The organism is Paenibacillus sp. N3.4, assembly GCF_008017805.1.
Taxonomy (GTDB): Bacteria; Bacillota; Bacilli; order Paenibacillales; family NBRC-103111; genus Paenibacillus_E.
Map to the genome: position 1 here is coordinate 1 of NZ_VRTT01000120.1, position 12,833 is coordinate 12,833.

At 47.7% G+C, this 12,833-nt stretch carries 11 protein-coding genes, 1 rRNA gene and 1 pseudogene; 1 reads left to right on the forward strand and 12 read right to left on the reverse strand.

The genetic code is table 11. The features are described from left to right. From FU659_RS32695 to FU659_RS32715, 5 genes are all read right to left on the reverse strand, one after another. Positions 1-95 (reverse strand): 16S ribosomal RNA (locus FU659_RS32695); the annotation flags it as partial. A gap of 504 nt (positions 96-599) precedes the next feature. Then, on the reverse strand, positions 600-2,621 hold the full coding sequence (gene ligA, locus FU659_RS32700; RefSeq protein ID WP_147951378.1) for an NAD-dependent DNA ligase LigA: 2,022 nt from the start codon (positions 2,619-2,621) through the stop codon (positions 600-602). A gap of 42 nt (positions 2,622-2,663) precedes the next feature. Further along, entirely contained in the window at positions 2,664-5,015 is a 2,352-nt protein-coding gene (gene pcrA / locus FU659_RS32705; protein ID WP_147951379.1) for a DNA helicase PcrA, read from the reverse strand. 3 nt (positions 5,016-5,018) lie between these two features. Next, positions 5,019-5,714 carry a heptaprenylglyceryl phosphate synthase gene (gene pcrB / locus FU659_RS32710; protein WP_147951380.1) on the reverse strand — a complete coding sequence of 232 codons (696 nt, stop codon included), beginning with the start codon at positions 5,712-5,714 and terminating at the stop codon, positions 5,019-5,021. Between the two features lie 252 nt (positions 5,715-5,966). Then, positions 5,967-6,425 (reverse strand): hypothetical protein, encoded by a 459-nt coding sequence (locus tag FU659_RS32715; RefSeq protein ID WP_147951381.1) that lies wholly within the window; start codon positions 6,423-6,425, stop codon positions 5,967-5,969. 186 nt (positions 6,426-6,611) lie between these two features. Between FU659_RS32715 and FU659_RS32720 the strand changes: the two genes are divergently transcribed. Then, positions 6,612-6,860, forward strand: a complete 249-nt coding sequence (locus FU659_RS32720) for an HNH endonuclease (RefSeq protein ID WP_187274552.1) — start codon at positions 6,612-6,614, stop codon at positions 6,858-6,860. Positions 6,861-6,923: 63 nt separating this feature from the next. Here the strand turns inward: FU659_RS32720 and FU659_RS32725 are convergent, their stop codons facing one another. The 7 genes and pseudogenes from FU659_RS32725 to FU659_RS36640 form a co-directional block, all read right to left on the reverse strand. Further along, positions 6,924-7,745: a spore coat protein gene (locus FU659_RS32725; RefSeq protein WP_147951382.1), complete on the reverse strand. Its 822-nt coding sequence runs from the start codon at positions 7,743-7,745 to the stop codon at positions 6,924-6,926. Positions 7,746-7,772: 27 nt separating this feature from the next. Next, the gene (locus FU659_RS32730) at positions 7,773-7,994 is read right to left on the reverse strand and encodes a hypothetical protein (protein ID WP_147951383.1); all 222 of its coding nucleotides are present in this window, start codon (positions 7,992-7,994) and stop codon (positions 7,773-7,775) included. A 116-nt stretch (positions 7,995-8,110) separates the two neighbouring features. Further along, positions 8,111-9,042, reverse strand: a pseudogene (locus FU659_RS39395) (DUF4340 domain-containing protein). Beyond that, on the reverse strand, positions 9,039-10,427 hold the full coding sequence (locus tag FU659_RS32745) for a GldG family protein (protein WP_147951386.1): 1,389 nt from the start codon (positions 10,425-10,427) through the stop codon (positions 9,039-9,041). Before FU659_RS32745 ends, FU659_RS39395 begins: the two are co-directional and overlap by 4 nt. A gap of 5 nt (positions 10,428-10,432) precedes the next feature. Continuing rightward, a complete protein-coding gene (locus FU659_RS32750) occupies positions 10,433-11,149 on the reverse strand; it encodes an ABC transporter permease subunit (protein WP_147951387.1) in 717 nt (238 codons plus the stop codon). After that, positions 11,142-12,203, reverse strand: coding sequence for an ABC transporter ATP-binding protein (locus FU659_RS32755; protein WP_147951388.1), 1,062 nt, complete (start codon positions 12,201-12,203; stop codon positions 11,142-11,144). Before FU659_RS32755 ends, FU659_RS32750 begins: the two co-directional genes overlap by 8 nt. A gap of 376 nt (positions 12,204-12,579) precedes the next feature. Next, on the reverse strand, positions 12,580-12,833 hold a 254-nt coding region (locus tag FU659_RS36640; RefSeq protein WP_222708704.1), incomplete at its 5' end, for a hypothetical protein.

Consider the following 12,833-nt stretch of genomic DNA (forward strand, 5'->3'; position numbering starts at 1 on the left):
GCTAAGCATTCCCCGAAGGAAATACTCCGCTCGACTTGCATGTATTAGGCACGCCGCCAGCGTTCGTCCTGAGCCAGGATCAAACTCTCCATAATAGTGAACGATTGCTCGTCCGTATATCTGAAAGCTTAATTGCTCATTTGCGTTGCTAGCGAGATTTTGCAATCTCAATTGTAGTCACTTACGTGACTGAATTTGCTGATTTGCTTCATTCATTTGTTCAGTTTTCAAGGAGCTTTATTCCGTTACCGTTTAAAGCGTTACTGCGTCGCTCTTGCGGTGACAAGAACATATGTTATCAGGTTTCAAAACGAAATGCAAGCATATTTATTCATCCATTATCTGACAGCCCCGAAAACCCCATGGTTATAGCATTCTGATGCTTTAACCCATATTTGTCATCCAGATCAGTGTCATTCAAAATCATCTTCTAAGAAAAGTACCCTGTCAGACATAAGCAGGTCCAACAGGGTCATGATGGTATTATTACTATCCCATCCAAACAGTTCCTTCTATATACTGAATCACACAATGCTTAAATATGTCCTGCTTCCCGCCCGCTCATATCTTACTTAAGCATAGATATCATTCATGGTTGATTAGCTTTCACCTAATAACTGTAGAAGCTCCTGCTCGTCATCAATGATACGAATACCGAGCTCTTGCGCCTTAGTAAGCTTACTACCGGCGCTTTCCCCTGCAATCACAATATCTGTTTTCTTAGAAACACTACCCGTGATCTTGGCGCCTAATGCCTCTAACTTCTTCGCGCATTCGTCGCGACCCATAGTAGGCAAAGTACCTGTCAGGACGATTGTTTTACCAAAAAACGGATTGTCCGGGCTCGCCATAGCGACTGTCGGCTCTTCTGCAATCGGATTTACACCCGCTGCCAACATACGTTCAATACTGGATACCATAACAGGGTCATGGAAAAATGTATAAATACTATCCGCTACGATGCCACCCACATCTGGGAGTCCAATCAACTCTTCAGGAGCTGCAGCCATGATTTTTGACAAGCTGCGGTAATAGTCCGACAGCACCTTGGTTGTTGTTTTGCCCGAATTGGGGATGCCCAGCGCATAAAGGAAGGAAGCCAAGTCGCGAGACTTGCTTTTCTCAAGCGCATCCAAGAGATTTCGGGCCTTCTTCTCGCCGAAGCGATCGAGTTTAACGAGATCGTCGAATTGCAAGGTGTACAGATCAGCAGGATCGCGAACACCCAGCTCTTGATGCAGCTGTGAAGCCGTCATTTCGCTGAAAAATTCAATATCCATCGCATCGCGCGAAGCAAAGTGCGCCATCCGTCCGACCAGCTGCGGACTACAGCCGAGACGATTCAGACAAAACAGATGGGCTCCCCGCATCTCCAGTTCACTGCCGCAAGACGGGCAATGCGTCGGATACGGAATTTCTTCGCCGTCATTCTCCTCGGTCACTTTACCGAGAATTTCCGGAATGACGTCGTTGGAGCGACGGATGTAGACGAGACTGCCTAAGGCGTGCTTAAGATTCTTGCGTTCAATATCACCGATATTGTTGAGCGTACAATTCTGTACGGTTACTCCTGCGAGATCAACGGCCTCTACGCGAGCTAATGGGGTGATTTTGCCAGTACGACCAACTTCCCAAGATACGCTTTGTAGAATGGTCGTGGCTTCTTCCGCTTCGAATTTATATGCAATGGCCCAGCGAGGGAATTTCTCGGTATAACCAAGCACTTCACGCGTCCGCATATCGGTAAGCTTCACGACACTTCCGTCGATCAGAAAGTCAAAGCTTAAGCGTTCCTCAGCAATTCGCTCCAGCTCAGCTGTTACGTCCTCAATCGCGTTAAAATAGCGCGTGCGATTACTGATTTTAAAATGATTGTCCTGAAGGAACTGCACCATCTCTTGATGGTTGTTAAATTGGATCCCGTCTGAGTAACCAACATTGTAAAAGAAAGCATTCAGCTTCCGTTCAGCGGTTACCTTCGGATTGAGATTACGCAGAGCCCCTGCAGCTGCGTTGCGAGCGTTTTTGAGCGGGTCTGCGGCTGTCTGATTGTACGCTTCGAGTACAGAGAGGAACATCATTCCCTCACCTTGCACCTCAATCCTCCCGTCCTTATACGGAATTTCAAGAGGTATCGTTTTAATTGTCTTGATCTGCGCTAAAATACCCTCGCCGACGGTACCATTGCCACGAGTAGAGGCTTGAATAAGCTGGCCATTATCGTATGTCAGGTTAAGTGTTAACCCATCAAATTTCAGTTCCACGACATAGGTCGGATCAGGCAGTGGTTGTTCCGGATTTTTGGTATTATAGTCCGCGATGAGCTTAAGTACACGTGTATGCCAAACCTGTAAATCGTCGGCATTCTGGGCTTTGTCCAAACTCCACAGACGGGATAAATGGCGATGCGGTTCGAAGCCTTTGAGAATATCTCCCCCGACTCGTTGTGTAGGCGAAGAAGGCAGGACTATGCCTGTCTCCTTCTCTAACGCGGTCAATCTATCATAAAGAGCATCCCACTCTGCATCCGAAATCGTGGGTTTATCCAACGTGTAATAATTATGATTGTGCTTGCTGATTTCTTGGATGAGGGTTGTCATTGCCGCGATGGCATCTGTCATAACGGGCTCTTCCTCTCTATTGGGAATACATGATCTTGTTTCCTATACCTTCGTTATCGGAGCGAACTTGGCCAAAAGCCGCTTCAGCCCGACAGGCGCCGGGAAAGCAATCTGCAGCTCGGTGTCGTCACCCGAGCCTTTCACGGATACGACCGTGCCGACGCCCCACTTGCCATGCGACACCTTGTCGCTGGCTTTGTAGTCCGGCACCGCGCCGCCTGCGGCAGGCTGCGGAGCACGGAACGCAGGCTTCGCCCCAGCTGCGGGACTTGGCGCAGCCGCGCCACTGCTAGGCCGTCCGAAAGCGGACGGCGTGCCCCAAGCGGAAGAGCCGCTGGAACTGCGGCTCGCAGAACTGCTGGCGGCGCTGCTGCCGCCGCTGCTTCCCCACGAGCTGGTACGGCCAGCTCGAGAAAAACCTCCACCGCCGGAGCCGCCCATCGAGACGTTCTCCAGGAGTTCCTTCGGAATCTCCTGAAGGAACCTCGATGGGGAGTTGGCGGCGGTGCGGCCGAAGAGCGTGCGCATACGCGCGCACGTCAGGAAGAGCTCTTGCTCGGCGCGCGTGATACCCACATAGGCCAAGCGCCGCTCCTCTTCAAGCTCTTCATTATCCGCGAAGGCGCGGCTGTGCGGAAAGACGCCTTCTTCCATGCCAATGATGAAGACAACGGGAAATTCCAGACCTTTGGCGCTGTGCATCGTCATGAGTACAACGGCATCCTGTTCTTCTTCGCTCTTATCTTTATCGAGTGTATCAATATCTGCTATTAACGCCAGATCCGTCAGGAATGAGATCAACGACTTATCCTCATTCCGTTTCTCGAACTCCATCGTCACCGACAGAAACTCATCAATATTTTCGAGACGAGCCTTGGATTCAATGGTATTCTCCCGCTGCATCTCCAAGCGATACTGCGACATTTCCAGTATTTTCTCGGTCAGCTCCGTTACTGATAAGTATTCAACCATACGGTTCAAGTTATCAATCATTTCTCGAAAATCCGCTAAAGCATGTTTCGCTTTTGAATTGATTTCCAAGGAATCGACTTCCTCCAGCATCGCATAGAGCGAAATGCCTCTGCGCCCCGCCATGTCGGCTACTTTATCCATGGTCGTATCTCCGATGCCTCGCTTCGGAACGTTCACGATCCGACTCAAGCTGATATCATCGTCAGGATTGGAGATCAGACGCAGGTAAGCCAAAATATCTTTAATCTCTTTGCGATCATAGAACTTCACGCCGCCAACGATCGTGTAGGGAATATCGGATTTGATCAAAATTTCCTCTATCACCCGGGACTGAGCATTCGTCCGATACAATATAGCGTGATGACCGAACTTCTTGCCGTTGGATTTGTTTTTATTAATTTCGTTGGTAACGAAATAACCTTCTTCATATTCGGAGTCGGCTTGATACAGCTTAATGCCAACGCCGCCCTCTTTATCTGTCCACAAATTTTTGGGTTTACGGCCGGTATTATTGGCAATGACCTTATTGGCAGCTTGCAGGATGTTCGAAGTGGATCGGTAATTTTGCTCCAACAGAATCGAGGTCGCATTCGGATAATCTTTTTCGAAATTAAGAATATTGGAAATATCGGCTCCACGCCAACGGTATATGGATTGGTCGCTGTCTCCGACGACGCAAATGCGCTTATGTTTAGCCGCAATCATTTGGCAAAGCATATACTGTGCCCTGTTCGTATCCTGATACTCATCGACATGTATATATTGAAATTTGTTTTGATAAAAATCCAGCACTTCCGGAACTTCTTTAAACAAATGAATCGTCGCCATAATTAAATCATCGAAATCCAGGGAATTGTTGCTTCGTAATTTTTTTTGATAAAGCGTATAAATTTTTGAGGTTAGACCATCGAAGTAGTCTCCGATTTTATCTTCAAATTGCTTAGGAGAAATGAGTTCGTTTTTGGCCGTGGAAATAGCTGCTTGAAAGGTTTTGGGCTCATATTTCTTTGTATCGATGTTGAGCTCTTTGCAGCAAGTTCGAATCACAGAAAGCTGATCGCCGGAATCCAAAATGGTAAAATTCGACGTAAAACCGATTCGAGTAATGTCTCTGCGCAGCATGCGCACACACATGGAGTGAAAGGTGGAAACCCAAATATCATTCCCGCTTCCGCCAACCAGCTTACCGACACGATCTTGCATTTCGCGTGCGGCTTTGTTCGTAAACGTAAGGGCCAAGATGCTCCAAGGGGCCGCCTTGCGCGTGCCGATTAAGTAAGCAATGCGATGCGTCAGTACCCGTGTCTTGCCGCTTCCCGCTCCAGCCATAATAAGAAGAGGTCCGTCAACTGCTTCAACCGCTTTGCGCTGCTGCGGATTTAGCCTTTTAATGGCATCTAAAATATTTACCGTCTCGTTCATAAGTTACCTTCCTGTTCTATCAAGGTTCACGGTCTGAAGAGCCTTCTCCAGATCACTATAAATGATGTTGCCTACTACGATGGTATCCGCGACTTCCGCAGCCTCTCTGGCCTTATCCAAACTATCGATCCCCCCGCCATAGAACAAACGCGCATGATCCACAACCTGACGTGTGCGCCGAACAAGCTCCATGTCACCGAAGGTCCCGCTATATTCCATGTATACAATGGGCATGCGGAAAAGCTTGTCTGCCATACGCGCATAAGCAGCTACATCCTTCGCATCTAAGTCTGTGCGAGCCGAGGTTAGCTTTGCGGCCGTCGCTTCTTTATTCAATATAATATAGCCTTCGGCTACGACTTCGTCCCAGTTCAACATAGAACCGTATTCCTTTAATGCCTCATGATGATGCCCAACGATATATAGGGGATCATCCGCATTCAGTACCACCGGAATCAAAAACAAATCAAAGCCGGGTACAACAGCCTCTTGATTGGAGATTTCCAACACACAAGGCACTTCATATTGGCGAATCCGTGAAAGAAGATCCACCGTATTCTCGAAGGTTACCCCCGTGGAGCCGCCGACCATAATGGCGTCCGTCCCAGACTGGCAAAGCCGGTCCAGTGTTTCATCTGTCAAATCTCGATCCGGATCAAGCTTAAATACATGCTTCCACTTGCGTATATCGACGATCAATGGTTTCCCTCCGATTAGGCGACAACTTGCCATACTATCAACAGTCTATGCTACACATTCGGACGTGTCAAATGACAAAAGACGGACGAAATGTCCGCCTTTGCTCGTAATTTCTCATTAAATAAATGTCCAGTGGCCAAGAAGGGAGTAGACAGCAATTTAAGAACGAATGTTCCTAGTTTCAAATGTATGGCAGTTTTCCAAACGAATAAAAACAGCCGGCCCTTTCTAGAGGACCAGCTGTTCTTCCTGTTATTTCACCTCGATATTGAAAACCTTCTCTATATGTAGGTCGGTATGATCGTTCTGCTGCAGTTCAATCTTGATCTCATGCTTACCCGTTGCCAAATTCGATAGCTTCACAGGTGCATTTTGACTCAGCATAGCCTTCTGTTTGCCGTCTACATAGAGATGCAGGTGCCCTTCGCCATTCACATTTTTCTTATCCATGTGATCGGCCGAAAGTTGGAAATTGCTCGTCGTATACGTAATTGTTGCGTTGCGTCCGTCCAGCGTAATTTTTCCGTCAATTGCTGGCTGCTTTCCAGCCACTGTCGTTTTGCTGCTCTCCGTGCCGGTTTGTGCAACTGTTGTTGTTACCTTGCTCCCTGTGCCTGCTCCAGTCACTGCCACTTCTTTGGAACCACAAGCTGTTGTAATTGCACCTAATAGTAGTAAAGAAGCTGTGCCATACACCCATTTTGCATTCATCAGCAATTCACCCACCCTTTTCCCACATAGATTGGACATCCTCTGCTAACTTATATATGAGTGACAAGCTGTTTCCATTCCATGAATTTTTTAAAATAGGACGAAATATAGAAAACGAATCAGGGAGCAGTGAAACACTTCATGGGCACGTTGGAACAATGCTAACTTTGCAGCCGACATGGCGTCATTACGACGGAGCACCATTTGGTCCCCCGTGAAAAAGAGGGCTCTTCGCTGCCAACAGCAGCGCTATGCATCCCATGCCACAAACAAATTCATGCTCTCTTTACGAATGAACAGCTGGAACAGAGCTTAAACACGATTGCCGCACTGCGTGAAAACAAAGAAATGCGCAGCTTTCTCAAATGGATTCGCAAGCAATCGCCTACCACGTTGCCTCGCACACGAAAATCCAGACATCTCCAAAAGCGCTGATAATCCAAAAAGCGCCCTTCAGCATACATGCTGTGGGCGCCTACAAGTTGTCTTTGATCGAAATCAGAAGCTGTATTTGCTTCCTTCGTGCTGACGGCTGCTGTTCGAGCTGTCGGAAGACTGGGAGCTTTGAGCGCTTTGAGGGCTCCGCGCTGACTGGCCTGAATGGGATGACTTGACCGTGTACCCGGTCGCATCCGAGGCGGAAGATGCCGAAGCTGTGTAGCCTTGATTTGGATTCCCGTAACTTTGGTCTTGCAAGCTTTGCCCCTGCATCCCTTGCAGGTCGCTGTAGGACTGCTGTTGAACCTGCTGATTGGACGCATAACCCTGATTATTATAGACCGCATTCGGGAATGCGGCAGCGTTGATCGTTTGCTGCGGTTGGAAAGACGCTTGCTGTATGGCTGCAATCTGATTCTGATTTTGGTTCTGTTGATGAATCGGAGCCAGATTCGGATTCATCTGCTGATTCTGCTGTTGCTGATAACCGTTGTTACCTGATGCTTGATTCAGATTATGCTGGACGAAGGATTGAAGCTTTGCCGAGCATTGGCTTTGCTTCTGAATTTCTTGTTGAATCTGTTGTGACGCTGCCGGCTGGATTTCATAACCACCGAGCTTCTGGATTTCCTGAAAGACGGCAGATTGATCTTGAAGCGTCTTTTGCAGTAAGGTTTGGAAGGTTTGGCGGACCTGCGGGTTTGATGCTTCCAATACCGCCGTCGTATATTCGCGAGCCGTTCGTTTTAATTCAGACAGGACAAAGTTAGCCAAATCCTGTTCTTCCAAATAGACTTGCTGCTGCTGTCCTTGGCTTTGCGTTTGCTGATTATAAGGGGACGAGCCAAAGGACTGTTGCTGATAACCATTTTGCTGATACACGGTTCACACACCTCCTGGTTTTAAAAATTAATGAGTCATTCCGGATTGTTGCTGCAGGGTGTTCATCAGATTGCTGATGTTTTGCAAACGTTCCTGGGAAAGATGAGACAATGTTTGTTTCAAAGATGGACTTTGGCATTCTACCGCGCCCTGTACACAAAGCTTTGTAAGCAGTTCTTCATTTTTCAATGAATCTGATATGTAGGCGAGCTCTTTGCCGGAAATTGCTTGGTTTCCTTGATTGTACATGTGAATGTTACCCTCCTTTCCGTTCTTGCTTATAGATTTCCCATTTTATTCCGTTTTATGTATGCACGAGAAAAAAGACGACTACTTCCCATAAGGGAAATAATCGTCGTCTTTTTTTACTTAGACGCTTCTTCCGGCTTGCCAGCGTAAGCATCCGCTACCTTTTGCACATCTGCCGCAGTCAATAAGTAAGCCCACTCGCCGCCTTGTTTCGCCAGCCAGACTTGATCTTGACTAAGCTTGCCTTCATAAACCTCAGTAGTATCCTTGCCGTCCACAGACAATCCTATTTCTACTTTAAACTCTCCGTTCGCAGTAGACTGCGATGAAGCAGGCTGCGGGAGCTGAGCCGTATGCAGGAAAGACAGTTGATCCAGCAGCGGACTTGCTTCCGAGCCTTTCAAATCCTTATCGCCAAGTTTCCAACTCGCTTCTGCAGTGACTTTATCCTTGTCTGTCTTAGCGAGCATCCAAGATTGTCCTTTCCAGGTCAACTTCACGTTCTGTACCTTATCGTTATCGAACAAGAACGGGCTCGTTGCGGTAAAATCAACAGGCGCTTTTTGAAGTGAGGCTAGAGATTGATCGCTCACTTGATACACAGCGGAGCTCCCTCCACCTGAACGTAAGAATATCCTTGGATCGGAAGGGCCGCACCGACCTGCAGCCCTTTCTTTGATCCATCCTTTAAGGTAACTTCATAAGTACCAAGGGGGTTATCTAAACCATATTTGGCCAGGTCAGTCGTTTTATCCTCCACGACCTTTGTGGAAGCAACTAATCCAAGAGCATCCAGCCAGGAGCCAATTTGATTCGTGCTTGTAGGCGCTGCCGCCGGTTTTTTCATATCCCAACCGTTTCCGTTACGGCTTAGTTCAACCTGCTGCTCTTCCGTTTTCAGACTGATGGATTGTACGTCTTCTTGCTTCAGTGTCAGGAGCGAAGTCGGTTCATCTTTTTTCTCTTGAAAGAAGTCTTTGGTCGATGCGTACCAGAAACCGCCGATACAAATGACAACTAACAGAACTGTAGGAATAAACCGTTTCATCCGCGTCTCCTCCTCCACCAGATCAACCCGCCAATAAGTAAGAACAGAAGCGGTAGGAACACAATGGTGACGAGGAAGATCGTATTCGCTTGGCTAGGCGTAATCATCGCCTGTTGGAACGCATCCCCTTGACGTGGGCGGATCGTCACTTGATCCTTCTGTTCCTGCAGCCAACCGATGCTGTTCAAAGCAAAGTCTTTGTTCCCTTGATTTTGGATGTCCTCATCCAGTACGAACGTAGAGCCTCCCAAAATAACAGCCTTTGGCTTATTGTCTTTGCCTTCAATCGCATAACCAAGATTCAACGGACCTTTGATATCCGCAGCATCTTGCTTCGTCTTGGATTGCGCTAGTGAAATAATATCCGTTTCACCGTAGGCTTTATCTGTTGTTTTGAGCAGCAGCGATTTCGTCCAGTCTGGCGCACTATCGTCAGCATTCAGGCTGATCGCCAGTGACAACATGGTAATCAAATTATTGCTGGCCAACTTGTTCGTAATATCATGGGAACCATACTCTGCAATAATCGTTAACGGGTCATACAGTGATGTTTGTTTAGGCTCAATTGCCACAGCATGCTGGTCCTGAACGCCGAACGTTTTCATGATGGCATCGATATTTTTCCACTGGGTTGCCATATCTTTGTTGAAGCCAAGAGCGAGATAAATTTTGCCTTTATCCTTCAAATAAGCTTGAATCAGCTCAGCTTCCTTATCATTCAGATCGTTTTGAGGTCCAAGCAGCATGAGCATCTGCGCATCGTCCGGTATTTTACCCTCGCGATACAAATTAAGGTCCTTCACCACATAGTTGGCGCCTTCCAGACTGCTTTTCAAAATCGTTAGCGCATTAAGCGGGTATTCTTGATGCCCGGATAGCAAGTAAACCGTATGCTTCTCAGTGGAAGTTAAACTCTTAATAGCCTGTGTAAACTTCTCTTCACCGCCGAACGTATAGGAACCGTCCTGTTGACCGTTGAATAACTCGGTAAAGTTCACATTCTGCTTCTTGCTGCCCATCTCAAAAATAACAGTTCCACTTTGATCCACTCCGTACTGCTTGGCCTTAGAAGGCTCCTTCAGCATATCGTATTGGTCAACAGTGATTTTACTGCTTTGTTTCTTATACTCGGCAATCATGTCCGTTGCTTGACGCGTTACAAACTCGCTTGTGTCTCCGCTATTGGTGAAAGCGATAATGTGAAGATCTTGATTTAAATCTTTTAGCGTCGACACCGTTTGCTCCGAGAGCGTGAAGCTTTTATTTTTCGTCAAATCCACCTGAAAGCCTTTCAGCGAATGAAGGAAGATGGTCAGAATGATGAAAATGCCGATAACGGCGATTGATAAAACAGTCGCATTAGTACCCCGTATCCACTTATTCATCCCGCTCACCTCCAACGCTTTCTTTCAAGGACTTGTATGCTAAGAACCAGGAACACGGCTGCTAATGTGATATAAAAAAGGATGTCTCCGCCATGCAGGACGCCTTTTTGCAAATTACTCAAATGACTCGTTAGCGAAAATTGAGCAACCCAATCCTTCATCTTGCCTGTCATGCTGCCGCTCACCCAATCGAGCAGCCACAATAAGAGCAAAATAACAAAGCCGGATATCCCCGCAACCATCTGATTGCTGGACAAACTCGAAGCAAAGAGGCCGATGGCCATCATCGCGCAGCCAAGCAAGAACATACTGAGATAAGACAGCCACATAACGGGCTTATCTAACGTTCCGAAGGCTGACATAATCAGTGGGTAAATTAAGCTGATCGCCACTAGCCCTACCTGTACGATAAAAGCCGACAAATATTTGCCGAGCACGATTTCGCCGATACCTGCAGGCGACGTCAACAATAATTCATCCGTTCCCTGACGGAACTCATCCGCAATGAGCCGCATCGTTAAGAGCGGGATAATAAAGAGAAACACGAAAGATGTATTGCCGATAACGGATCGCGCATCTACAATCGGCGGCTGACCGTTAACGAAATTAATATAGAAGAAGAAGCTGGATAGCAGCATATAAAAAGCGAACGCCACGTAAGCTACAGGCGAAAAGAAATACATCTGCAGCTCTTTGGAGCAAATGGCCCAGATTCTACGCATCAGTATCTACCTCCTTCTCGGAAGAAGACTCGGGAGCAGTTGGCTCGTCTGTTGTCAGCTTGAGGAAGATATCCTCTAAGCTGAGGCTTTCCCGCTTCATCTCGAGAATCGGGTAGCCTGCCTCGGCGAGGCGGAAGAACAGCGCTTCGCGGATATCGGAGCGATCCGCTGAGGTCACAAGCAGCTTCACGGACTCAGCTGCGGCTCGCACAGCAGCATCCGCGTCTTGAGGAACAGCGTCTGTTTCAACCGCTGTAGAAGCTTCCGTCGGCACAGAAGCATCAGCGCCGACTTCTTTGACGGCGGAGACCGCCTCCAGGCTGCGCAATTCGGTCAAAATCCGCTCGCGAGGTCCTTTGACCTCGAGCGACACCTCGAACGTCTCGCCCATCGTACGGCCGAGCTGCTCGGGTCGCTCGTCGAGAACGACGCGCCCTTGGTTAATAATCAAAACGCGGTTACAGATCGCGTTAATTTCAGGCAAAATGTGCGTGCTCAGCAGCACCGTATGATTTTCGCCCAGCTCGTGAATCAGCTGGCGGATTTCGATAATCTGCTTGGGATCGAGGCCCGACGTGGGCTCGTCCAGAATAAGCAGATCCGGTTGATGCAGGATGGCTTGCGCGAGACCCAAGCGCTGCTTATAGCCCTTAGACAAGGAGCGGATAATTTGCTTCTCCCGTCCTTGCAGACCAAGCTTGTCGATCGCTTCGCCGACTCGCAGCTTTTGCTCCCGTGCAGGTACATCACGAAGATTCGCGATAAACTGTAAGTAAGACTGTACCGTCATTTCCGGATAGAGCGGCGGTGTTTCTGGCAAATAGCCGATTTTGCGGCGGGCTTTCTTCGGGTTGTCTGCCATGGACAGGCCATCGACCCAAATTTGACCACGCGTCGGATTCAAATATCCCGTTATCATGCGCATTGTCGTTGTTTTGCCAGCACCATTCGGCCCTAAGAAGCCGACGATTTCGCCGCGCTGCATCGAGAAATCGATGTTATGTACACCACGATCATTTTCGTACAGCTTGCTGACTTGTTTGACCTCAAGCATCCAAGATCCCCCATTCTCATACTTTCTTTCATATAAACCATCATCACTATACCCGTGCAACAATAAACCAACCTTAAGCAAATCTGAAAAATAGATTAAAAAAATGTGTCTAATTTGTGAACAAACAAATGATGGCGGATGTTAGTAAGCCGCAAGCCTTTTAATGCTAAGGAAAAGACGATATCGAAAACTTGTTGATTTTTCATTGAGTTAGCTAATTGGGGCGGACATAAACCATTTTGGGGCTAATGCGTGCATCAAACTTAAAGTAGGCAACGAACGGGCTTGCTAAAACAAGACGACAATAAGGATATGCTGATCCAAACGGATATCGCCAGTTACTGGATTACATTTACCCTCGAATGCAGAAAAACCGTCAGAAAGAAAAAATCCTTCTGACGGTTCTATCTGCAAGCGCGCTTTCCAGCGTTATAGCAGTGTTGTTGCTCTTTCTGACTGTTGTAACGCGGAAAAACAGCTCTATACCCCTGGGTATCTCGCTTTGCGATCCACTTTCCTGTCTGTAAGCACTATTTTCAGCGTTACAGCAGGGGTGTTGCTCTTTCTGACTGTTGTAACGCGGAAAAACAGCTTTATACCCCTGGGTATCTCGCTTTGTGATCCACTTTC